This is a genomic window from Lysinibacillus sp. S1 (assembly GCF_044986265.1).
Classification (GTDB): domain Bacteria; phylum Bacillota; class Bacilli; order Bacillales_A; family Planococcaceae; genus Lysinibacillus; species Lysinibacillus capsici.
Genome location: NZ_CP173154.1, coordinates 1,275,543 through 1,299,504 on the forward strand (window position 1 = coordinate 1,275,543; position 23,962 = coordinate 1,299,504).

Genomic DNA, 23,962 nt, shown 5'->3' on the forward strand with positions numbered 1-23,962 from the left:
TCTTAAAAGGCATCCTTCAGGGGATGCCTTCTTATTGATTAAAATATTGGCTATCTTTTGCATCAAGATAATAGGCATATGGTCCATTGCTATACATACCAATCTATTGGAGGAATGTGAATGTTTGAGCAGTTACAAGTTGAGCATAGTTTATTTTATATTGATCAAGACCATATGAATAGATTTAAAAATCTTGCTGCAAAGTGGCAATCAATATTTCCAGATGTTTGTGCGAAATGTTTGAATAATGTGGACGCATGGGCAAACGTGTTAAATAACTGGGTTTTCTTAAAATCGCAGCAGACCGATGAGCTCATTCTAAATCCTTCTAAAGCCATCTATTATTCCATCAATACATTCTTATTAGATGAGCTCCGAAAAATTCAAATAATTCAGAAAGTAAAAGAATGTGTGAATGATGATTTTCAGTATTTTGCAGCCTTCCACTTAGGAAATGCCATCGATTTATGGGTGTACGATACACTTGAAAAAAGTGCAGAATCTGATTTGTTAAAACCACAAAATCGAATACCTTATTATCTTGCCTTTTTAGACGATGATTTTCAAACAGACAATGCTTTATTCCATAAAAATCAAACAAGAGCAATCAAAATATTGGCACAGGTCATTCGGTCACAAAATTGCTTTAGAATCACTGTCAGTAGTGCTGTTAATCGAGCAGTAGATATGTATGATCATTATGTAACAAAATAAAATAGCACACTTTTTAATTCGTCTCTACTGTAAAGAGATGAATTTTTTTTGCTCTCTAAACTACTTCTCTTTTCATCTTGTTATTGCAACGATATTTTCTATATGATAAGTTTTTAGTAATTTTTTCTAAKKAMYRWTATWAKYTMASAWRRSAKTTCTTCATAATGATGGATAATTTATTACAATTAAAAGATAAGAACATTGTTGTCATGGGCGTAGCAAATGATCGCAGTATTGCTTGGGGCATTGCTAAACGTTTATTTGACGTTGGTGCAAATGTCATCTTCACTTATCGTCAAGAACGTTCATTAAAAAAATTACAAAAACAATTAGAAAATATCGGACAATCCGATTCTCTTGTTGTTCAATGTGATGTGAATAGTGACGACAGCACAAAAGCAGCTTTTGAAGAAATAGGCTCAAAGGTTGGCGTTATTCATGGGATTGTACATTCAGTGGCTTTTGCGCATGCAGAAGATTTACACAACCGCTTCCTTGAAACAACTCGAGAAGGCTATGCATTCGCACAAGATACAAGTGCCTATTCACTTATTTCCACTGCAAAAGCAGCTCATCCATACATGACAGAGGGTGGCTCTATCGTTACAATGAGTTACTTAGGTGCAGAACGAGTACTTGATGGCTACAATGTGATGGGCGTTGCAAAAGCTGCATTAGAGGCTTCTATGCGCTATCTTGCTGCTGATATTGGCCAAGATAATATTCGCGTCAATGCTATCTCAGCTGGTGCTATTCGTACACTCGCTGCAAAAGGTGTTCCTTCTTTTAACACAATCTTACACAAAATTGAAGAAACAGCTCCTTTAAAACGTAATGTTCAACAAGACGAAGTAGCAGATATGACGATTGTTATGCTATCTCACCTATCACGTGGTGTGACTGGTGAGACGATCTACATCGACGCTGGCTACAATATTATGGGTTAACAATAAAGAAGTATGGGAGGATGTATTATCCTTCCATACTTCTTTTTGTTGTTTATAGCATTGTCCATAAACTTTGGATCAACAAAATTAAGCCTGCTGCTACTAATAGAAAATAAATTAAGATTTTAAACAATTTTTGATTTAATCGCGTAAATAGCATTTGTCCAAAAATAAGTCCTAAGAAAACAATTGGCAAAGCATACATACTATATATCCAAACCATTTTACTTGTACCCTCAAAAATGACTTGAGAAAGTAAGCTAATTAGATAGATAAATATATAGTAGGCTAGTGAAACAGCTCTAATGGTTTCTTTATTTCTATGTGTGCTCGCAAAATAGAGCAACAGTGGTGGTCCAGCCATCCCAATACTTGTTGTGAACATACCTGATATAAAACCAACGCCATAATCTCTACTCCTTGTTTGTTGAATAGAGAAATTTTTAATCAATAGAATCGTAAGCCCTATAAGAAGGATAGCGATGAGCAGCTTAAATGTCGTCACATCGACTAAGGCAAATAGTATACTACCAAAAGGAGCACCTGCAACACTACCGATCATCACCTTACTAAGCAACGCTACATCAATATCATGTCTCACCTTCCATATGAGTGAAAATGAAATAACAAGGGACAGTATTATATTTATTTGCATCGCCTCTTGTGGTGTAAAAAGCAACAGTAAAAAAGGCGTAGCCATAACGGAAAAACCAAAACCTGTACTGGTTTGTAAAATAGAAGCTGCTAGGATAATGAAAAAATAGAAAAGTAATTCCTGCAAAATGACACCTCACATCATGTTGTGATACGTTGTCTAACAATGAATCTTTTTAATAAAAATGATAGGACACAAGCAATGAATAAAAACAGAGCAATCATCACTATAACACCCATCCACCCATATTTCATCCAAAAAACGCCTCCTACTGTTCCTCCAACACTTGAACCAAAATAATAGAAAAATAAATAGAGAGAAGATGCTTGTGCTTTATCGTGGGATGCTCGTTTGCTCACCCAGCCACTTGCAATTGAATGAGATGCAAAAAAGCCAAAGGTAAAAACGGTTATCCCTATAATCTTTAAAGTAAGTAGCCCATTGAGCGTTACTATAGCTCCAGCTAACATAATGGCAATGGCCAGTAAGAGCATTCGTTGGCGACCATAACGATCGGCTAAACTGCCAAACCATGCCGAGCTAAATGTCCCAACTAAATAAATGACAAATATCCAACCTACAATTGTGGCACTTAAATTATAGGGAGGTGCCATTAGTTTAAAGCCAATATAATTATAAAGTGTGACAAAGCTTCCCATTAAAAGAAACCCCATCCCATAAAGACACAGCATACAAGGATCTCTTAAATGTTGCAGTAGGGTTTTGGTCAATGCTTTTAATTGTAAAGGTCGCGCGCTGAAATGTTTGGAGCTTGGTAACATCCAGACAAACAATAAACTAACTAGCAGGCTGATTCCTCCTAGTACCATCATGCCTGTATGCCAGTTATAATGGTCCGTTAAGGTACCAATAATAACTCGTCCACTAAGTCCCCCTACTGAATTACCGCTAATATATAAGCCCATGGCAACCCCTAMGCTTGCTGGTTCCATCTCTTCTCCCAAATAAGCCATAGCGATTGCTGGTAAACCTGCAAAAACGATGCCTTGTACAACACGTAAAACTAAAATTATTTCAAAGTTAGGTGAAAATGCAAGAGCTAGTGTCAGGACAGAAGCTGCAAAAATAGAAATCGTCATCAATGATTTTCTTCCCCATGCTTCTGATAACGAACTGACAATTATTAAACTCACCGCTAATGCAAAGGTAGTTACTGAAAGAGATAAACTTGCTACAGCTGGTGAGACGTGAAATGCTTCTGAAAATGTTGGTAGTAATGGCTGCGTTACATATAGGTTAGCAAACGTAATAAAGCCTGCTAAAAATAAGGCCCAATTCGCTTTATGAAACGCCCTCGTACCCTTTTGTATATAGTCCATGAAACTCTCTCCTTAACTTCTTCCACATGCTACTATTATTCTAATACAATATTTCGCAAAACACACGTCTCCTTGTCAAAAAATAGACAAAAAGGCCTTCATTTTCACCGCTGCAAAAAAATAATAATTGACAAATAAAAGCACTTCGGATTTGTATGTTCTTCTTTTAATAAAAAATATAAATAGCTATTTTGACTTGGCAAATATTGTGCTACAGTAAAAGTAATCATCTAGAACCATTGTCACAATGAAGACAGATGACACAACCATTTTCATTGACGAGACTTGGAGGAATTTTTATGAAAATTATTGAAGCTTTAGCCCTCGCAACACCTTATATTCATCTAGCATTAAAACAAGAAGCCATTGTAGCTGTTGTTGAAAAGGAAAATGAAACAGTCGTTAAATACTTAGCAGGTAAACGTGTGGATTCCGGCTACCATGATGGACAAAAAGTTAACGCCAATGACCAAAATGTTTTCATCGCCTTTAATGGACAAAATGCAGATGTGGTGATACCAGAGGATGTTTACGGTGTAGCAATCAATGCTTTTTCATTCCCCATTCGTGAAAATGGTCAAGTAGTAGGTGCATTAGCTTTTGGCTTACCAATAGATAATGAGCTCAAACTTGAAGATTATATGGCTACGATGGATAAGATCGTCAACAGTCTACAGGATAAAGTACATACAATCGCTTCTCATTCTGAGGAATTAGCAGCCACTAGTGAGGAAATTAATAAGCAGGCACAGCATGCCCTAGAGGACTCTGAAAAAACAAATGCCGTGACAGATTTAATTAAAAGTATATCTCGCCAAACTAATTTATTAGGTTTAAACGCATCCATCGAGGCTGCACGTGCTGGACAGCACGGCGCTGGCTTTAATATTGTGGCACAGGAAGTTCGAAAGCTGTCCTTTGAGACGTCTAGTGCTACCGAAAATATAGAATCATCATTACGGAATATCAATAGAAATCTAGATAATCTAAAGCAAAATATGGGACAAATCAATGATGCAACAAATGAGCAAGCACAGCTCGTACAGGATTTCAGCGAAATTATAGAAGAATTAACTTTACTTAGCCGAGAAATGAAAGGCTTTATGCACAATGCGTTAAAATAATAATGAGGTGAACAATAATGCAAATTACCATAAACCAAGATTTAGCTTTACGGATGATCGCACCTGAAGATGCAGAGAAGGTTTTTGCATTAACGGATGCCTCGAGGGAATATCTGAAAGAATGGCTACCATGGCTAGATTTCACAAAAGAACTGGCGGATACAAAAGCCTATATTGAGGGCTGTATTAAGGGCCATGAAGCGAACAGTAGCCTCTCCCTAGTCATTCTCTTTAAAAATGAAATTGTTGGCATTGCAGGCTTTAACGCGATTAACCCGAGCAATAAAATCGGCACTATTGGCTATTGGTTGAGCGAAGGAGCACAAGGACATGGCATCATGACGAAAACGGTAAAAGCTTTATTGCAATATGCCTTTGAAACATTGAAGCTTCATAAAGTTGAAATTCGTGTTGCTGAAGCCAATCACAAAAGTCGCGCAATCCCAGAACGTCTTGGATTCATGCAAGAAGGAACCATTCGAGCTGCAGAATGGCTCTACGATCATTATGTAAATCACGTTATTTATGGCATGCTTGTAAGTGAATGGCAGCAACAACTATAAAAAAACGACCTGATGAGATCATCAGGTCGTTTTTTGTTAGGATTGTTCTACCGCTTCTTTCGTTTCTTCAGGTGCTTGCTTTTTTTCAAGTCCTAAAGCAATCTGCTCTAATTCTGGACGCAATGTGTGCTTCCCAGCATAGCTCTCGATCAGCTCTTTTACATCGAGACCAGAAGTTTCTTTTAATGTTTCTTGAAGTGTAGACATTAAATTGGTTGCGTAAGATGTCACCTTATTCGCACCACTTCCCTCTCCACCACCAGTATCGACCACTGTAATCTTATCGATATTGCCAAGTGGACTTGCAAGCTCTTTTGCATACTCTGGCATCATGCGTACAACCATATCCAGTACAGCTGCTTGACCATAGTATTCAAAGGCTTCGGCAATCTTACGTTTAGCTTCAGCTTCAGCCAGACCACGTAAACGAATGATATCAGCCTCCGTCTCCCCTTGTGCTCGCTCTGCATCAGCTTTGGCAAGACCATCCAAACGAATTTTCTCTGCCTCTGCTTTTGCTAATGATTCAATACGATATTTTTCCGCATCAGCCTGTGCAAGCTCACGCATTTTTTCAGCTGCAGCATTTTGCTCCACTGCATAGCGATCTGCATCTGCTTTCTTTTTAACCTCAGAGTCATATTGCTTTTCTCTACGTAAAATCTCTTTTTCTTCTAATTCAATTTGCTTTTGACGCTCGATAATGCGAATTTGCATTTCTTGCTCCGTTACTTCCTGCTTAGCACGAGCAGTTTCAAGCTCATACGCTTGGTCAGCACGCGCTTTGGCAATATCCTGCTCACGTCGGAACTCAGCTACTTTTAATTGATTTTCTTTTTCTGCTTCTGCAATTTCCGTCGCTCGCTCTAGTTCTGCCTTTTGTGCTTCCTTAGACGCTTCTGCACGTTTAATACGTGTTTCTTTTTCTGCATCTGCTGTCGCAATATCAGCATCTCGCTTTACCTGTGCGATTCTCGGTTTCCCTAGTGAGTCTAAATAGCCATTTTTATCTCGTACATCCTTGATCGTGAAGGATACAATGACAAGACCCATCTTTGCTAAATCTTGTGAAGCAACACGTTGAACTTCCTGTGAGAATTTATCGCGGTTTTTGTAGATTTCTTCAACCGTCATAGATCCTAAAATGGAACGTAAATGACCTTCTAATACTTCACGTGCTTCCCCTTCGCGCTCTGCTTTTTGCTTGCCTAAAAACTGCTCTGCTGCTGTCGCAATTTCTGAAATGGAACCGCCAATTTTAATAATGGCTGTACCATCTGCCATAACAGGAACACCTTGCTCTGTATACACCTCAGGCGTTGTCACTTCTAGTTTACTAGAAAGTAAGCTTAACGGCTGTGCTTGTTGGAAAATAGGGAATACAAATGTACCGCCCCCACGAATGATTTTAATGCGATTCCCCGACTCATCCTTATGTACATTTTTAGAGCCGAGATAGCTACCTGTCACAATCAGTGCTTCATCAGGACCCGCCGTACGATACTTTGTCACATATAAGCCGACTAGGGCAATTAATACAAATGCTACAATTCCTAAAACAATTAAGATATCAGTTGACATAGACATATCTCTCCTTTAAACAAATTTTTTCTCGTACGTTCTAACAAAAAGTGTTCCGTCCTTCACATCCACAACAAGTACGGTTTCATCATAGTCAATAGCTTCATTATCATAGCCCGTTGCGCGTTTTGAAATCATGCCACTTGTCGTTTCGATAACAACCTCGCCAAAACCATCTACTGGAATTGGCACAATAACTCTTCCTAATTGCCCGCCTAGCGATTCCTCTGTGTAAGCTAAAGAAACATCAGCGGAACGTAGCGGAACGAGAACAAATAAATAAAAGATGGAACTTAAAATAGCACCGATGATACATGCAGCAATGATGTTCCAAACGCTAGAGAACCAGGCTAGTTTTTCTAAAATAAAACCTGCTGCTGACATCAACGTAATGAAAGATAGAATGACACTCGGATTAAAAATGGGTAGTCCTTCCCCAATACCTTCGACTGCATCACCAAAAAACATAACCAATACTGTGGCAAGGCCAGCGAAAATCAAAACCACCAAAAAGATCTGCTCGAGTGAATAGCCAAATAGCGTCAAGTTGCTCACCCCTTTTCATCATATTACCTACTATACGGATGTACCTCAGGAAAAGTTTCAAAATTTTTCAAACTCTTCTTTAAAGTATTATTTTTTGCTTTCATTAGAACCATGTTACAATAGAAAAGTATTCTGACAACTAAGGAGAAATGGCATGAAGCTTTCGACAATCTTAAATTTTGTAATTTTAATATTTTTCACGTTATTATTCGTTAATGATTTCTTCCCTGATACAGCTATTGCTGCGATGCTGACTAAAAAAATAATATTGCTTATATTAGTTGGGCTTGTCATCATTCAGCTAGCCTTCGACAAGGGTAGATATAAAAGATTATCAAAAAAGGCTTATATCGGATTAACATTGTATACAGTTGGATTATGGATTGTTTTAACATTACTTGGCGGTCAATCACAAATTGGCCTATCGTTCACAAGTCCTCTATTCTATATCATTGTTGTGCTTCTTGGATTGGATTTAATCCGCCTTTCACGCCAAACTAAGCGGGATCAAACAGAGGAGAAAGCGAAGTAAAGCACAGCTATCCGTCAATCTTACGAAGCTATCCACCACTTTCGCACTGCTTACCGTCACTTTTGTCCCTCTATCCGACGACAACATAAAAAGCATGTCTCCGATTTTGACAGAGACATGCTTTTCTTATGATTCTAATACATTTAAAATGGCATCCAGCTCATGGACAGCTAGATCTAAGCGTTCCTTCGCTTCGATATTTTGCTGTTTTAAGTGACTAAACTCTAGTAAATTTTTCTCATGCTTTAATTTAATAGATGATAAACGTTCGATTCGTGCTTCTACTTTTTCTATTGCTTGCTCACAGACAGTTGTCCAGAGCTTTTCTGATTGCTGCATTTCCGTTGTCGATGGGTTGTGCTGACGCATAATTCGTGCGTAAACCATTTCAATTTGTTCAATTAGCTCCGAATAAAAATGGCGCTCAACGCGTGTTGTTTGGAATGTTGGATGTTCTACCTCTTTGGCATATGGCGTTATTTGACGAAGTAGCTTGCCAGCATTTTCTCCAAAAGCATGGGATAAATTCAAGACATTCATTAATTGCAATAATAAGCGTATTTCTTCTAGATTAATAAGTTGGGAATCGATGCTTTCCTTTAACTTTAATGACTCCATGTAGCGTCGATCAAAATGTTCAATTTCACCGTTGCGCTGCTCTACTAAATGGACACTTGCATTGTCTTTCAAGCTTTTAATATAGCGAATGGCATGGTTTTTTAGCTCTTCTTTTGACAGCAAGTTATCATTGTCTTGTTGTGGTTTTTCTCGTTGAACATACGCAAATGCATCCATTTTTTTGGGCCATTGTGCTGCTTGGGTTTCATCTGAGACATTATAGCGTATATAAATTCCGTGCATTTCATATCCTCCAAGTCCATTAAACAAGTATCTCTAAAGACAATAAATCGAATACGACATTTTTTCAAGTAAAAAACTTTTAATAATTGAAAATCCTTCTTTTTAACAATAAAACAAAAATCCCGAATAGTCGATACTATTCAGGATTTTACTAGTTTTCATTCATTCCTACTTATCCTTTAACAAGTTTCATTCGCAAACGATTAGACATATACTACACGATTAAAATAAGTAACAGAAGCTCCAATAAAACAGCTCCCACCTCCATTTATAGGCATTCATCGCAAAAATGAATGGTCCACCTTCTCCAACTAACCCGTGTATGTTGCATCTCGCAAATTTATATCAAACAATGGATAAAAACAATGCTGTTAACTGAGGCCTGAGGAATTTGATGTCGTAATGAGCAGCTATCGTTCTACAGGAGCAGGAAATAATTTTTGCTGATTATATTTTAAAGCATCCCTTCATTAAAGCAACCTGTAATCAAAATTGACAAGTACAGTTCTAAAAAATTGCCAAATTCCTTGTAAGCACTACAGGAATTTGGCGATCTTTATGTGTAGCTATTTAAGCCTGTTGGCGGATATCTTGAATGCTCTTCCCTTCAGTAAACGCATGAATCGATGCCATGGAGCCCACCGATTTAAAATTTGCCTTCTCATAGACTTTGGCAACCTGTTCACTAATTGGTAATATCCAAAGATCGTCCAATCCCAGCTTGACTGATTGCTGTTGAATATGCTGCAGCATATAGCCGATTAAACCTCGACCACGATAGCCTTCAGTTGTTGCAACACTTTCAATCCTACCTTGATTTTCTGACACAAAAATATTTGCTGAGCAGCACGCCACCCCATCTAGTCTTAGTAGATAATACGTAAAATGTGACGAATGATAGGTTTGCTCAAATGCCTTTTTTATTAATGAAGGCTCCCCAAATGCAGAAATGCTCATTTCTACTGCTAATGCTTCCTCCATATTTGCATCCGTTACACGCTCAATTTGAATGGCAGGATTAGGTGGAAGTATCGCATATTCACCATCCCAGTACTGAATTTCATTAACAAAATGCTCATATTGAAAGCCGTGCGTCTCTAATGCCTCTATACATAGCTGATTTTGTTCTAGATTATATAAATAAATCCGTGGGATCAGAGATTTTGATTGGTAGAAATCTTTGATGTCGTGTAAAAATAAATCCGGTTGCTCAACCTTTCTCCAAATCTGTGCATGATTTGCATCGTAATAGGTTGGGATAGCCTGATTGTAAAATAAGACCCCCTCCTTACAAACCTCCACTTCACTGAAACTCTTCACATACTCTATATCAAGCTGCATAATGCGTTCTAAATTAAACATGCTCTGTGCCCCCTTCTAACCATCTTTCATATAAATTTTCTAATTGAAGTTCAAGCTTCTGCCGTTGTTCTTTAGCAAGCGATGGTTGTTGTAGTTTTGTCTCTAATTTTTCAATTTGTTGTTCAATCGGTAATTCTTTTTTAGGTGGCTGCGTTTTATTTACTGGTTGTTTTTCAATCGTTTTCATTGCAAGTTCCTGTCGTTTTTCTCTAGCCCACTCATAATCTCCCTCAAAAACTTGAATAGTCTGGTTTTCAATCCACGCCGTTTTCGTAAAAATTTTCTGTAAGAAATAGCGGTCATGTGACACCCCAATAATCGTGCCTTCAAAGGATTCCAGTGTCTCTTCCAATACTTCTCTTGCTTCAATATCTAAATGATTCGTTGGCTCATCTAAGATTAAGACATTGATATCCTCATGCATTAATTGTGCTAAACGAAGACGCATTTTTTCTCCACCACTTAAGTCCTTCACTTTTTTAAAGACATCATAGCCATAGAACAAAAATCGTGCGAGTATATGGCGAGCTTCCGCCTCTGACACGGCGACACTTTCACGAAAGGCATCAATTAATCGTATAGCAGGATTTGGATGTTCAAATTGCTGGGAAAGGTATCCAAATTTCACATTACTTCCAATCTGACACACTCCCTGATTAGGAATGATTTCCCCTAATATCATTTTTAATAATGTTGATTTTCCACTACCATTGCTCCCAACAATCGCTAATCTTTCGCCAAAATAAATAGCTAGATTGCTTTCCTTCCATAAAGGCTTWKYMWRGCCATGATCAATGGCTTGCAAAAGCACGACCTCTTTACCACTGCGTTCAGCCATCGTTAAAGCTAAATTCATTTTCTTTTTAGTGAGGGGCTTCTTTACTCGCTCGATACGTGCTAATGCTTTTTCCATACTCTTTGCACGTCGATGCATGGATGCGTTTGGTGGATTCGCCTCATTTGCCCACTGCTTTAATCGTTTAATTGTTTCTTGCATCTTTTTAATTTTCTTTTGTTGCTCTTCATAATTTGCAAACTGTTGCTCAATTTTTGCTTCTTTTTGTGCTATAAAGGCATCATAATGGCCGTTATACGTAAAAGCCTCCCCATCCTCAATTTCAATAATCTTCTGGGCTACTTGATTCATGAATTGACGATCATGGGATACGACAATGACAATCCCCTCAAAGTTTCGCACATAATGTTCAAGCCACTCAATAGCTTGCATATCCAGATGGTTCGTTGGTTCATCCAATAACAAAATAGAGGGCTTTTTCAATAAAATTTGTCCAAGCATAACCTTTGTTTTTTCCCCACCACTTAAACTACTAAATGGCTGCTCTAGCATATCTGAAATACCTAGTCCATTTGCAATCATTGCTAGCTGTGCATCTACTTCATAGCCCCCTAATAGCATAAATTGCTCCTGCAATTGCCCATATTGTAGTAATATTTTATCCGTGACCGTCGACTGCATCTCTTGCTCAAGTGCTGTCATTTTTGCCTTTATTGCATAAATATCCGCAAATGCTTCCTCCAGCACTTCTTTCACAGCATGGAGTGGATAATGTGGAATCTGATGTAAATAGCCAATCGTCGCTTCTTTACTTTTAATTATTCGTCCCTTGTCAGGTATCTCTACCCCTGCAAGCAGTTGTAATAAAGTCGTTTTTCCACTGCCATTTACACCAACAATCGCCACATGTTCACCACTATTTACCTCTAGCTGTAGGTTCTCGAATAATATATTGCCACCCATAATTTTTTGAATTTGTTCAGCTTTCATTTRCATCGTTTTTTCCTCCAMTGAAACGTGCGAAAACATCTTTAGAACACAAAAAAGACTGCTCATTAACAAGCAGTCCTCTTCTCAATTAAATGTGTGAAAAAGAATGGTTAATTCGCTACGTTTGTTATTTGATTTTGCTTAAAAATGGACAGACCTATCCCGTTGTTCGCAAAATCGAAAGTAATCACACGTGCAAAATACATAGCCGTATCCACTTTTACACATGTTTTCGTAGCGTTTTTATTCATKCCTTCTCACCTCCGTTCATAGTAGTTATGGCTATCATAACATTATTCGGATTATTTGGAAAGGGAAAATTTAACGTTCATTTATCATTATTCAAAAGTTCTATTTGATCGAAATTCGCACAAAGAAAAACATGAGAGGTTGATTCATAGCCCCATCATGTTTTCACTTTTCTTACAAATACTTTTACCACAGGCACCAGAAAAATCGAGACAACTAGTACACGAAAAATCTGAAAGGCCGTGACAATCGTGACATTTGCATGGACCAAARCGGCAATAATCCMCATTTGATCAAGACCACCAGGAACAATACTTAAAAMGCTTGTCCTAAAATCAAGGCTGTACAACGCTGCCATCACAAATGTTAAACCATAGGCTGCCCCAATAAAAATGCCCGCCGAAACAAACGCATAAAAGATATGCTTCTTCGATAAATGTAAATCCTCTTTTTTTAATAATAATCCAATATAAATTCCTAGCATGAGTTGAGCAATATGCAGAAGCGATAATGGTAATTTTGGCACTTCTATCCCTGCCATATTAACGCCCATTAGTAAAAACACTGGGCCTAGCATATAGCCTGTTGGAATTTTTAGCTTTTGTGCTAGCCACCCTGCGCCACCACATACCACAAGTATGCCAACAAGGTTCCATGTGTATGTTCCATCAATCATAGAACTATTGCCACCTGCCCCTGCCACCATTAAAGGAACAAAGCCAACGATTAAAAGAACGCGAAGGATTTGAAAGAATGTGATGACCACCATATCCATCTCTTGTTGCTCTTCCGCAAATGCCACAACCTGCGACATGCCCCCAGGAACACAACACGTTAAGGCAGTCGCAAAATCTAAATCTGTCCGCTTGGCAACAAGGAAACTTACCGCAAAAAACAACAAAATAAATATGATATTTAACACGACCATGCTTCCTAAAAAAAGCTTGATGTCCTGTACAGCTTCTGGTGTAAAGGCATAGCCGATAGAATAACCTGCTACGACTAAACCAAAATTGCGGAAAGAATGATGCCATTTTAATTGGACGTTGGTGGATAGCTGCACGATGAGCACCGCTGTAATCGCTCCTAACAGCCAAGGCATCGGTATATGGAAAAATTGAAAAACTACAGCACCTATTAAACCAATGCATAATGTGATGAACATATGCTTATCAAAAATAAACATGGTAGCAACCCCTTCAACTCGATAAGCCTATTATGACCTTTATAAACCGTTTTTTCTACTGGACCGACTTTTGAGCTGTTTGCTATCGTTGAAAAAGAACCTGTTATCCAACAAATAAAACCTCTTATCGAACAATTTATCCTTGCTAAAATTTTCTATGCTACATTAGTAATACCTGATTCTGCGTTTTTAAAGGAGGCCTCCTATGAAAATTCATTTAACCATCAATCATGAGCTCGAGGAAACTGAGGTTCATATTCATGCCAAGGAATATAATGAGCAAATTGAAAGATTGATGAGACAGCTTCAAGCATCCCAAACTACTATGCTAGATGGGTATGACCAACAAGAAATTCATCTCTTAAAAATTTCCGATATTTATTCCATTTACGCAGAGGATGCCAAAGTATTTTTACAGACAGATGAGCAAGAGTTTGAGTCCAAGCGAAAATTATATGAGCTTGAGGCTCAGCTAGCCAAAGATTTTGTACGCGTGAGTAAGTCTACACTCGTCAATATCCATAAAATATCCTCTATTCAAATGGGCAAAATCGGCACTACACAGCTATTACTTGAAAATGACGTAGCCATTCATGTCAGCCGAAAATATTTAAAAGAATTAAAGAGACACTTAGGTATTGGGAGGGATTCATAGCATGAAGTATTTACGCATGATGATTATCGGTCTACTCATTTCCCTTAGCTCCTCTTATGTCTTAGTGACACTTAGCGTCCTATCAAATAATGCGGTGGCCTCAGGAACAGAATTATTGGAGCAAATTGTTATCGCGGCCATCCTTGGCATTGCCATTGGTTTGCTATCCGTCATTTTTGATATGGAGCAATTGCCTTTTACAGTTCAGCTTCTTCTCCATTTAGTAGCGGTGACAGCATGTGTACTAACCGCAGGCTATTTTGGTAGTTGGTTTGATTCAGGTGTATGGTATGTACTTATTGCTGAAGCCATTATTTACTTGATTGTTTGGTGTATTCTATATGTTCTTCAATTAAATGATATTGAAAAAATCAATAAAGAAATTCAAAAGAGAAGGGATTAACCACTTATGACGTTTGCGATAAAAGTTGAAAATTTATGTAAACAGTATGGAGAACAGCAAGCTGTCAAAGGTATTTCTTTTACAGTCGAACAAGGCACCCTATTCGCTTTTTTAGGTKAWAACGGTGCAGGTAAATCTACAACGATTGAAATACTTTGTACTTTACTAAAAAAMTCGAGTGCTCAAGTAACTATTAATGGTCTGTCTCTTGATACMARCAMYKRGMMYRCGRAWMTCCGTWAMTCTATTGGTTTCGTTTTCCAGCAAAGTCTATTAGATGAGCGATTAACTGTACGTGAAAATATCCWCCATCGAGGTAAAACATATGGTTTWTCGAAAGCACARCTTACCGATAACTATCAATTTGTTTCCACCTATTTGCATTTAGAGGATATTGAAGAGAAAAAATATGGAACATTATCAGGGGGACAAAAAAGGCGAGCAGATATTGCTCGTGCACTGATTCATCGTCCAAGTATTTTATTTCTGGATGAACCTACAACGGGTTTAGATCCACAAACACGTCAATTTGTTTGGCAGGCGATTAAGCAGCTACAACGGGAAACCAATATGACTGTTTTTTTAACGACCCATTATATGGAGGAAGCGGCAGTCGCTCACCAAGTCACTGTCTTAAAGCAAGGTAAAATTGTCGCACAGGGAACGCCCGATGCACTAAAAACAAAATATGCCTATGATTCAATGGCTCTCGTTTTTCAAAATGCACAGGAGGGTGTGAAGTTTCTTGAGGAAAATGCGATCTCCTACACAGAGAATCAAGGGATATACACCATCCGTTTAACGTCTACCTTACAAGCACTTCCCCTTTTAAAAAAAGCTGAGCCACTTATCGCCTCCTTCGAAGTCATTAAAGGATCAATGGATGATGTCTTTCTTCATATTATGGCAGAGGAGGAGGTTGCGTAGTGGAAGCATTAATTAGTCTAGTTCTGCGTAATAACAAAATATTTAGACGGGATAAAACACAGGTGTTCTTCTCCCTACTGTCAGTCATTATTGTCATTGTGTTGTACGCTGTCTTTCTCCAAAAAATGCAGGTAGATGCCATTGAACAACTAACAGAAGCTACACCTGAATTGATCACCATGGTCAATGAGTGGCTAGTAGCAGGTTTACTATCCATGATTGCTGTTTCGACTACACTTGGTGCCTATGGTATCGCTGTTAAAGACCAAGAATCCAAAGTACAAGCCGACTTTTTAACAGCTCCCCTTTCTCGTGCAACTATTCAGTTGAGCTATGTGCTCAATGCATTTATTATCGGCTGTATTTTTTCCTTTATTGCGCTCCTTGGCTGTGAAATCTTTATTGTCACAACGGGAGGTAAGATTCTAAGTTTTGGGGATTTTATTCAGGTATTGAGCATACTGTTTTTATCTGTCTTGCTTGCGAGTGTTTTTAATTTATTTCTTTCGTTATTTGTGTCGACCCAAAATGCTTTCTCAACACTCGGCACAATTGTTGGTACATTACTTGGATTTTTATGTGGTGTTTATGTACCTCTTGGAGCTCTACCAAGCTTTGCACAACATATAATCATGTACTTTCCAATTAGCCATACAAMACTATTATTACGCAATGCATTTATGGAGAGCTCTATTGCAAATGTCTTTGATGGTGTGCCCGTTTCTTATGTGGAAGATTATAAAATGAATTATGGCATTGTTTATGAACTAAATGGACATATACTTAGCTCCACAACAAGTCTAATTGTGATTGTCTGTACAATTGTAGTTCTTTCTCTAGCATCTATGATCTTATTTAAGAGAAAGTATAACTAAATATGAGCCAACCATTTTACACATCGTTTAGAATACGATGTGTTTTTTATTGCTTTAATACAAACATTTTGTTAGANNAAATATWAAATAACAAACAAATTAATAGTTGAAATGTTAAATCAAGGAGGGATTGCAATGGATGTAAATGAATTATTTTGGCAAGCTCCTATCGATGATCTAAAAAAGGGATATATCGATCAAGCGACACACTTCACGTGCCTACTATGCGGTGAAAAAGTAGAAAAAGGCATTATTTATCCTCAAGAGGGCTTATTATATGAAGCAGAGAAAATGATGCGACACCATATTACATTGGCTCACCATTCTGTTTTTCATTATTTAAACGGTCTCAATAAAAAAATGACAGGCTTAACAGAACATCAAAGTCATATTTTACGCTTATTTTATGAGGGAAAATCAGATCAGGAGATAAAAGAAGAATTAGAGATTGGCAGTGCCACCACGATTCGCCATCACCGTTTTGCTTTAAAAGAAAAGGAACGCCAAGCCAAAACATTGATGGTGATGATGGAGTTACTAAAAGAACAAGATCAGAAGGAGGAACCATTTGTGCCTATTCATAAAACAGCTACTATGGTCGACGATCGCTATAACGTTACCCTCACGGAAGAACAGCAATTATTAGAGAAGCTATTTCCAAACGGTGTTGGCAAGGAACTGGTTCGCTTTCCAAAGCGCGAAAAACAGAAAATTGTAGTGCTGCGTGCAATTGCAAATCTTTTTGACCAAGAAAAGCATTATACTGAAAAAGAATTAAATGAAGTGATTAAACCGATGTATGAAGACTATGTTCACWTACGTCGTTACTTAATTKAATWCGGTTTTYTTGAMCGGAAAGCAGATGGCAGTGCCTATTGGGTAAAAAAATAAGAAAGTAGGTTAATAAAAATGGMTCATAAAAAAGAGTTAAAAGAAATGTATAAAGAGATGAAAATTGAAGCTGGCGTTTTTACAATGACCAATACACAAACAGGCAAATTATTTGTGGGGAGCTTTAATAATTTAAMGCGTTTAAATGGCTTTCAATTTATGCTAAAAACCAATACACATACGAATAAGGTGCTTCAGGCAGATTACAATTTATATGGTCAAGAAGCTTTTGAGGTGGAAATCGTTGAGTATTTAAAGAAAAAAGAAGAAGGCTATTTCGATGAAAAAAAAGAGCTCGAAAAGCTGGAGCAAAAATGGCTTGAGACACTAAAACCTTATGGTGAGCATGGTTATAATTAGTCATTAGCGCATTTGCCAAAAAGGTAAATGCGCTATTCATTACTTGTTTGATGGGTTGCCAATCAATTGAATTTCCTGCTGTGCTTTCTTCGTTAATTTATTGAAAACAAGTTCATACGAATGCTTAATAAGATTCTCTACCAAATCCATCGGGACATCCTCAGCATCCATATAAATGGAATTCCAATGGGTTTTATTCATATAGTAACCAGGTATAATGCTTGCATAGGCTTCTCGTAATTCCTCCGCTCGAGAAGGCTCACATTTCAATGTAAGAACAGGCTTACCTGTTCTATTTCCTCCAAGCATGGCATACATTTTTCCACCGATATGATAGCGATCTGCTTGCCACTCCTCTTGATAGTCATACGTTGTTCCATGAAGCTGTATACAGTAAGCATGAATTATTTCTTTTTCCATCTTTACAATCCCGTCCCCTCAAATAAAAACACACGTTCGATTATGGTAAGTATAACCTAAAACGTGTGTAGAGAATAGCATTATTTAGTTGTACCACGATCAAACATCCCGATTACTTCCGTCGTCTGTAAAATATTCACAAACGACTTTGGATCAGTCTCCTTAATCGTGCTTTTCACATCAGCTAGTTGGTAACGCGTAATAACAGTAATTAATACTTTCCGACCCTCGCCTGAATACGCTCCCTTTGCATCGATAATCGTTACTCCACGATGTAGCTTTTCTAATAGTTGCTGTTTGACCTCGCCCCCTTTACTCGTAATAATCATCAGCGTTAATTTAATATGGCTCGTATGAATTGTATCCACTACTTTTCCAGTTGCATAAATGGACACAAGGGTTAACAACGCCGCATCCCAGCTAAAGACAAAGCCAGAAGCAGCCACTACGATTCCATTCATAGCGGCAATTAACGTACCGAGCGGAAAATCACGTTTCCGGCTAAGTAGCATAGCAATTATATCAAAGCCCCCTGAGGAGCCAGCTGCTCGGAAAATCATGCCCATTGCAAACCCTACAATAACACCACCAAATAAGGACGCGAGGATTGGCTCTTGTGTCGCTTTGTGTATTGGAATAATATATAAACTCACTGATAACACAGCCACCGAAAGAATGGTGTAGCTAATAAATCGCTTGCCGAGCTTCATCACACCTAAAATCAGTAAAGGTAGGTTAAGCAGTAAATTTAACACGCCTGTATTTAAAGGGGTAATAATCCCAAGCATGATGGCAATACCACTCAACCCACCACTCAAGATTTCATGGGGAATCAATAAATAATTATAGGCAAAGGCCACTAAAATGGAAGAAAGTGTAATTATAATCACATTTCGCATAATGCTATCCCCTATCAATCAACGACCAATTTTTGATACATCTTTGTCATAGACTACCCAATTTACTCTCCTGAAAAACCTATCCTCTTACTTTTTCTTCTGTTCTTCCTTTAAAGGCATATTTTGTTTATGTTCCCCTGTATCCGCAACTTTATAGATTCGCTCAAGCATCGGTGGATGTGTATAACGGAACCACTTCACTAAGAGTGGCGGGTTCACTTCACTTAAGCCTGAAATCGTTAGCTTTTGAAATGCTGTTACAGCCGCTTCTCGATCATTCATAAGGTTAATAGCATATTGATCGGCTCTCGTTTCTTGATATCTCGATATAAAATTGGATACTGGATTGGAAGCAAATAGTAAAATAGAAGTAATGAGTAAAAATAATGGATAGGAACGAATGCTACTGATTTTATTAATTTTTAAAACCTGTCCATATCGTGAAATCAAGCGACGCATAATTTTCGCTGTTAGCCATAGCCCTATTAACATTAAGAATAAATAGCCTGCAATGCCAAAATAAATATGCTTTTCAACATAATGTCCCATTTCATGTGCCATGATAAATAAAATTTCATTGTCCGTTAGTCTATTTAATGTAGTATCCCATAGCACAATTCTCGAATTGCTCCCAATTCCTGTCACATAAGCATTTAAAGCATTTGTCTTTTCTGCCATGTTGACCTCATAAACATGCTCTGCCGGAATATTGGCCTGTGTAGCAAGTGAAAGTATCTTTGTTTCCAGTTCTTTATTTTTTAGTGGATAAAAATCATTGTACAAAGGATCAATGACAACTGGCTGAATGAACATCACAAAGATTGTAAAGGGGATAGTTAAAAGCCAAGCATAGAGCCACCATCTTTTTTCGCTCTTTTTAATGAGCCAATAAATCACCGTAACAATAATCAAGCTAGTGCCAAAATTCACCCAAAAATCAATGACACCATCCTTCATCCAAGATGCAAATGCTTGTGTACTGATGCCATAGCTTTTGCTTAGMTGATAKMGATAATAATCAAGTGGGAATAGCACAATATAGAGCAATAAAGATAATAGGAATAAGTAACCCGCATTTTGCAATAGCTTCCACTTCGTTTGGGAGGTCGTCACATTTTCGAAATAACGAGATACACCCAATAGTAAAATCAAGAAGTAAATAAGCCATTCTAAAGGTGTGGCTACAAAGAATACAAAGTTCCGTATTTTTGAATATTCACCACTTAAAAAAAGCTCCTTGCCAGACATAAACATCACTGGATCTGCCGCCGTTCCTTGTAAGGCACTTGGTATTTTACCACCACCGCTGTGGAAAATATACCAGTACATACAAAGCACGTAAACACCGAAAAGTAGTAGTGTAACAATGCCCATTTTTTTCGCTATGTTATTTCCCCCTCATATCACCCAAAGTTCGTCCTATAGTAAGTGTAAGCGAAATTATCAAAGTTAGAACAAACATGGACCTACTTTTTTAATCTCTCTGTTGCCAAAGAAAAATTTCGCCTCATTTCTATATGAGGCGAAATCATTATCGTCCTATTCATTTATCCATAACAAATGCCGTTTTACCACGTTGATCCCCGCTTAGATAGCCAGTGGATAATAGTTGCTCATACCATTGCTTTTCTATAGTAGCTGCTTGAGCCGCATCATCTACCTTCGTAGAAAGTTCAACCATAATATCGCCTTTGTACTGCCATACCTCTATATCCGCTTCATGTCCTAAWAAGCTTCCKTTATAGTTCGTAGCATTAGCAGGCCCATATACGACCACTTGAGACAACGTATTTTTATACCATGCTYCGGAGTTCCAATTTACAATTTTCTTTGGCGCATTTTCAAGAATGAGTTTTTTCGCAACATTTGTAGCAACTGAATCATAAGAGACTTCAGCAGAAGTCTTCAAAGATTCCTTTCGGCTTATCGTAAATGTACGATGATCTCCCTTAATATCTAGCTCAAACTTATAATTTGACTCAGAACCAGTAAAACCATGATTCATTGTTTCTGCCATTGCTTCACTTAAAGGTGTGTTTAAAAAACGCTTTTTGTAGGTTATATCCATTTTATTACTACCCTTATATACACGTAAGCGGTGTATATAGTCATGACGTAGAAACGATTGGTCCAGCGTATCATAAAAATAAACTTTTACGTCATCCTTTTTAGTTGCTTGAAAAGCCTGGACAATAGCTGATTCGTTAAAAATCTCAGGTTTAATATTGAATTTAATTTCATGGCCTGGCTCAATGGCTGCTTTCGCTTGTGTTGTATTCACACCCATCATACTAATCACTATCAAGCCCAAGACACACAGATAAAATGCCCATTTTTTTAGTTTAGTCACGCTTTAATTCCTCCTTCGGAAATGTTGTTGTTAAATTTGTATGTGTACTGTGAAAATAGATCGTTTGTCGTGCACGAAGTCTCTGTGACAGTTCCACTAAATCCCAATAGTCTGGATGTGTTTTATAGAAGAACTCCTCAGAGATATGCTTTAAGCTAGCTGGATTGTAAGCATGACGAGAATAGCCTGTATGAACAAAAATTGCCGTCGGATAATCCTTTGCAAGCTCCTCCACTTGAGCCACATCCTGCTCTGAGACAAAATACAGTACATGGTCACTGTCCTGTTTTTGCTTGAGTCGTTCTAAAAGCATCACTTTATTCGGCCAAATATTTTCATGTTCTTCATCATAATGCCCCAATAAAGGTTGTAGCTTGGCATCTACCCTAATCGCTCGAGTTGTATGTTCGGAAAGATACGTCATAATATCGACTGTTTTGCCCGAAAAAGAGGAGGGGAATATAAATGAATGATTGGGATGAGCCTTTACATACATAGCCATCTGCTGTAACACCTCAAGATTTCGAATGCATTTTTCCGCATGTCCACTATCAATAAACGCTACATCATAAACCGTTCCATCCTCCTCTGGCAAGGTCGCCTTTAATAAATACGAATCGACTACATAATCACCAGAGAAAAAAATCATTTCATCAAAAAAACGAATTTTGTACCACACGCTTCCAATTAAATGCCCACTATATCCCCATTGAAAGGCAAGATATTCATTGACCTCTATCCATTTTCCAATCGTATCTGGATAGAAAGTTCTGACTTGTGGGATAAGCAGTGGAAGCTGCTGAGCAGTTGTATGACTCATTAGTATCGGWCCCGTATAGCCCATGTTCTGTAGTATTGGCAATGCCCCTACATGATCAATATGCGAATGAGAAATAAAGACAGCAACTAGCTTTTCAATATGATTAAATGTAATATTTGGTGGCGTTTTTTGTGTATTTTTCATAATGCCACAATCCAATAAAATGGCCTGCCTCTGATTTTCTATATAAAAACAATTGCGCCCATATTCGCCTACACCACCTAAAATTTCAACACTAAGCATTGGCCTGCCCTCCTCGTTTTTGCAGCCAACCCAATAGGAACATAAAAATAACAGTCATAAGGACGGTTATAACAGCTACTGCCATTCCAACCCCTACATTACCTTGCTCAAATTGGCTATAGATAAAGGTTGCCCCTGTCTCTACGGATGGTGGCAAAATTAAAAGGCCAGCTACAAGCTCTCGCATTGAAATAATAAAAGTCATCATCATTCCTGTAAAAATACCCTGCATCAAAAGTGGTAGGATGATGCGACGATAAACCGCAATGTTACTACGTCCAAAAATAGCAGCTGATTGAAAAATAGAGGCATCCAATTGTGAAAAAGAAGACTTTATATACTGCACCGAATAAGGTAAAAACAGTACACAGTATGTGACTATTACCATTGCCTTTGTGTTATAAATTGTTGCGGGAAGCCAAGGAGCATTCCAAAACATAATTAAACCTACAACAAAGACAATCCCCGGAATAATATTAGGCATTAAACTAAAGAAGTCTAATATTTGCTGCTTTCTGGTTTCTCCTTTTTTAATATAAAGAGCTATGAATAAACCTATTATGGCGGTTATCAAGGCCGTCATGATAGAAAAAACAATGCTATTTAAAAATGCTGTCAATCCTGCACTTCCACTAGTGAAGACCTCTTGATAAGAAGCCAAACTGAAATTCCCTGCCTGTAAACCATCTCCCCGTACCTTTTGCAAAGAGGTCACGATAATAGAGAAATAAGGAATGCCGATAGATAGCAATAAAACAAGCCCTACAAAAGTCCAAGAAGCTGTTTTTATATACCACTTGTCCTTGATCTCACGTCTAGCAGGTGTTTTTCCTGATAGCACACCATATGTATATTTGCGTCCAATGAGATTTTGGAAATACCAAATGACTAAGCAAACTGACAATAAGAATAAGGATAGCGAGGTTGCCATGCGAATATCAACTGGCCATCTTGATAAATAGGAATGAATTTCGGTTGTAAACACTTGAAACCCAATCCGACTGCCGAATGTAGCTGGCGTTCCAAATTCAGCAAGCGTCTTAATAAAAATAAGGAGACTTCCCAAAACATAGCTCGAAAGTAAAAGAGGTAACACAACTTTTAGCCAATTTTGCAAAGAACTTCGCCCAAAAATCAGCGCTGCATCTAAAAATGAGCCATTTATGCGAAGCAATGTATTTTTCAGCATTAAATACAAAAACGGAAACAGGTGTAGGCTCATGATCACTACCATGCCAAATAAGGAAAAGAAGGAATCTGTCATCCAAGCAGCACTTGGAATAAGCTGTTGTAAAAAACCATTGTGCTGCATAAACAAAATCCAGCCCATCGAACCAATATAGGGAGGTGTCATAAATGGAATCGTTAACACTATATCGAGCCATTCATATTGATATAAACTTGTTTTCGTACGAATGAAAGCCATAGGTAATGCGATAATTGTTGTCCCAATAATCACGAAAATCCCTAAAACCATCGAATTTCCAAGCGTTTTCCATATTCTATCGTGTGTAAACATTCGACTAAACTGTGATATATCAACATGTCCCTCTTTTATAAAGGTATAAAATAAAATGGCCATCAACGGTGCGATAGCAAATATGATGACAATTGTCAGTAAAAATCCAAAAGCTCGTCTTCCTTCCATTATCATGACATGTCAACCCTTCTCT

General features: G+C 37.9%; 25 protein-coding genes and 1 pseudogene. 11 read left to right on the plus strand and 15 right to left on the minus strand.

Translation table 11 applies throughout. The features are described from left to right. Window positions 1-120 precede the first annotated feature (120 nt). Both ACHZEU_RS06710 and ACHZEU_RS06715 read left to right on the plus strand, forming a co-directional pair. Complete coding sequence (locus ACHZEU_RS06710) at window positions 121-714, plus strand: hypothetical protein (protein WP_404804253.1); 594 nt, start codon at window positions 121-123, stop codon at window positions 712-714. A 164-nt stretch (window positions 715-878) separates the two neighbouring features. Continuing rightward, window positions 879-1,661, plus strand: coding sequence for an enoyl-ACP reductase (locus tag ACHZEU_RS06715; protein ID WP_004232559.1), 783 nt, complete (start codon window positions 879-881; stop codon window positions 1,659-1,661). 52 nt (window positions 1,662-1,713) lie between these two features. On the opposite strand, the gene ACHZEU_RS06720 is transcribed toward ACHZEU_RS06715, so the two are convergent. Beyond that, window positions 1,714-2,442, minus strand: coding sequence for a sulfite exporter TauE/SafE family protein (locus ACHZEU_RS06720; protein ID WP_404804254.1), 729 nt, complete (start codon window positions 2,440-2,442; stop codon window positions 1,714-1,716). A 14-nt stretch (window positions 2,443-2,456) separates the two neighbouring features. Continuing rightward, entirely contained in the window at window positions 2,457-3,656 is a 1,200-nt protein-coding gene (locus tag ACHZEU_RS06725) for an MFS transporter (protein ID WP_404804255.1), read from the minus strand. 299 nt (window positions 3,657-3,955) lie between these two features. Between ACHZEU_RS06725 and ACHZEU_RS06730 the strand changes: the two genes are divergently transcribed. Continuing rightward, window positions 3,956-4,780, plus strand: coding sequence for a methyl-accepting chemotaxis protein (locus ACHZEU_RS06730; RefSeq protein WP_048389774.1), 825 nt, complete (start codon window positions 3,956-3,958; stop codon window positions 4,778-4,780). 17 nt (window positions 4,781-4,797) lie between these two features. Continuing rightward, window positions 4,798-5,343 carry a GNAT family N-acetyltransferase gene (locus tag ACHZEU_RS06735; protein WP_103117709.1) on the plus strand — a complete coding sequence of 182 codons (546 nt, stop codon included), beginning with the start codon at window positions 4,798-4,800 and terminating at the stop codon, window positions 5,341-5,343. Window positions 5,344-5,379: 36 nt separating this feature from the next. Here ACHZEU_RS06735 and ACHZEU_RS06740 read toward each other — a convergent pair whose 3' ends face one another. Further along, window positions 5,380-6,924, minus strand: a complete 1,545-nt coding sequence (locus tag ACHZEU_RS06740) for a flotillin family protein (protein WP_004232547.1) — start codon at window positions 6,922-6,924, stop codon at window positions 5,380-5,382. Between the two features lie 15 nt (window positions 6,925-6,939). Then, window positions 6,940-7,470, minus strand: a complete 531-nt coding sequence (locus tag ACHZEU_RS06745; RefSeq protein ID WP_004232545.1) for a hypothetical protein — start codon at window positions 7,468-7,470, stop codon at window positions 6,940-6,942. Window positions 7,471-7,624: 154 nt separating this feature from the next. On the opposite strand from ACHZEU_RS06745, the gene ACHZEU_RS06750 reads away from it, so the two are divergent. After that, window positions 7,625-8,002, plus strand: coding sequence for a hypothetical protein (locus ACHZEU_RS06750; RefSeq protein ID WP_269898819.1), 378 nt, complete (start codon window positions 7,625-7,627; stop codon window positions 8,000-8,002). A gap of 126 nt (window positions 8,003-8,128) precedes the next feature. Here the strand turns inward: ACHZEU_RS06750 and ACHZEU_RS06755 are convergent, their stop codons facing one another. The 5 genes from ACHZEU_RS06755 to ACHZEU_RS06775 all read right to left on the minus strand — a co-directional run bounded on the left by ACHZEU_RS06755 (window position 8,129) and on the right by ACHZEU_RS06775 (window position 13,446). Next, on the minus strand, window positions 8,129-8,863 hold the full coding sequence (locus ACHZEU_RS06755) for a hypothetical protein (protein ID WP_048389726.1): 735 nt from the start codon (window positions 8,861-8,863) through the stop codon (window positions 8,129-8,131). Between the two features lie 570 nt (window positions 8,864-9,433). After that, entirely contained in the window at window positions 9,434-10,225 is a 792-nt protein-coding gene (locus tag ACHZEU_RS06760; RefSeq protein WP_048389724.1) for a GNAT family N-acetyltransferase, read from the minus strand. Continuing rightward, complete coding sequence (gene abc-f / locus ACHZEU_RS06765; RefSeq protein WP_404804256.1) at window positions 10,218-12,017, minus strand: ribosomal protection-like ABC-F family protein; 1,800 nt, start codon at window positions 12,015-12,017, stop codon at window positions 10,218-10,220. The genes ACHZEU_RS06760 and abc-f overlap by 8 nt, the downstream gene beginning before the upstream one ends. 104 nt (window positions 12,018-12,121) lie before the next feature. Further along, window positions 12,122-12,262: an RAxF-45 family protein gene (locus ACHZEU_RS06770; protein WP_004232534.1), complete on the minus strand. Its 141-nt coding sequence runs from the start codon at window positions 12,260-12,262 to the stop codon at window positions 12,122-12,124. Window positions 12,263-12,417: 155 nt separating this feature from the next. Further along, entirely contained in the window at window positions 12,418-13,446 is a 1,029-nt protein-coding gene (locus ACHZEU_RS06775) for an AbrB family transcriptional regulator (RefSeq protein ID WP_404804257.1), read from the minus strand. Window positions 13,447-13,651: 205 nt separating this feature from the next. Here ACHZEU_RS06775 and ACHZEU_RS06780 point away from each other — a divergent pair, with 205 nt between their 5' ends. The 6 genes and pseudogenes from ACHZEU_RS06780 (at window position 13,652) to ACHZEU_RS06805 (ending at window position 17,557) form a co-directional block, all read left to right on the plus strand. Next, window positions 13,652-14,101 carry a LytTR family DNA-binding domain-containing protein gene (locus tag ACHZEU_RS06780; RefSeq protein WP_048389715.1) on the plus strand — a complete coding sequence of 150 codons (450 nt, stop codon included), beginning with the start codon at window positions 13,652-13,654 and terminating at the stop codon, window positions 14,099-14,101. A 1-nt stretch (window position 14,102) separates the two neighbouring features. Beyond that, entirely contained in the window at window positions 14,103-14,504 is a 402-nt protein-coding gene (locus tag ACHZEU_RS06785; RefSeq protein ID WP_048389711.1) for a DUF3021 domain-containing protein, read from the plus strand. A gap of 6 nt (window positions 14,505-14,510) precedes the next feature. Further along, window positions 14,511-15,431, plus strand: a pseudogene (locus ACHZEU_RS06790) (ATP-binding cassette domain-containing protein). Continuing rightward, window positions 15,431-16,306 (plus strand): ABC transporter permease, encoded by an 876-nt coding sequence (locus tag ACHZEU_RS06795; protein WP_404804258.1) that lies wholly within the window; start codon window positions 15,431-15,433, stop codon window positions 16,304-16,306. The pseudogene ACHZEU_RS06790 and the gene ACHZEU_RS06795 overlap by 1 nt, the downstream one beginning before the upstream one ends. A 135-nt stretch (window positions 16,307-16,441) precedes the next feature. Continuing rightward, a complete protein-coding gene (locus ACHZEU_RS06800) occupies window positions 16,442-17,197 on the plus strand; it encodes a DUF2087 domain-containing protein (RefSeq protein WP_404804259.1) in 756 nt (251 codons plus the stop codon). A gap of 18 nt (window positions 17,198-17,215) precedes the next feature. Then, entirely contained in the window at window positions 17,216-17,557 is a 342-nt protein-coding gene (locus ACHZEU_RS06805; RefSeq protein ID WP_404804260.1) for a GIY-YIG nuclease family protein, read from the plus strand. 39 nt (window positions 17,558-17,596) lie between these two features. Here ACHZEU_RS06805 and ACHZEU_RS06810 read toward each other — a convergent pair whose 3' ends face one another. The 6 genes from ACHZEU_RS06810 to ACHZEU_RS06835 form a co-directional block, all read right to left on the minus strand. After that, on the minus strand, window positions 17,597-17,977 hold the full coding sequence (locus ACHZEU_RS06810) for an MmcQ/YjbR family DNA-binding protein (protein ID WP_048389704.1): 381 nt from the start codon (window positions 17,975-17,977) through the stop codon (window positions 17,597-17,599). A gap of 80 nt (window positions 17,978-18,057) precedes the next feature. Then, window positions 18,058-18,876, minus strand: coding sequence for a YitT family protein (locus ACHZEU_RS06815; protein WP_404804261.1), 819 nt, complete (start codon window positions 18,874-18,876; stop codon window positions 18,058-18,060). A gap of 87 nt (window positions 18,877-18,963) precedes the next feature. Continuing rightward, window positions 18,964-20,262, minus strand: a complete 1,299-nt coding sequence (locus ACHZEU_RS06820) for a M48 family metallopeptidase (protein ID WP_404804579.1) — start codon at window positions 20,260-20,262, stop codon at window positions 18,964-18,966. A gap of 157 nt (window positions 20,263-20,419) precedes the next feature. Then, window positions 20,420-21,226, minus strand: coding sequence for a hypothetical protein (locus tag ACHZEU_RS06825; RefSeq protein ID WP_404804262.1), 807 nt, complete (start codon window positions 21,224-21,226; stop codon window positions 20,420-20,422). Continuing rightward, the gene (locus ACHZEU_RS06830; protein ID WP_404804263.1) at window positions 21,219-22,289 is read right to left on the minus strand and encodes an MBL fold metallo-hydrolase; all 1,071 of its coding nucleotides are present in this window, start codon (window positions 22,287-22,289) and stop codon (window positions 21,219-21,221) included. Before ACHZEU_RS06830 ends, ACHZEU_RS06825 begins: the two co-directional genes overlap by 8 nt. Beyond that, on the minus strand, window positions 22,282-23,943 hold the full coding sequence (locus ACHZEU_RS06835; protein ID WP_404804264.1) for an ABC transporter permease: 1,662 nt from the start codon (window positions 23,941-23,943) through the stop codon (window positions 22,282-22,284). Before ACHZEU_RS06835 ends, ACHZEU_RS06830 begins: the two co-directional genes overlap by 8 nt. Window positions 23,944-23,962: the final 19 nt, after the last annotated feature.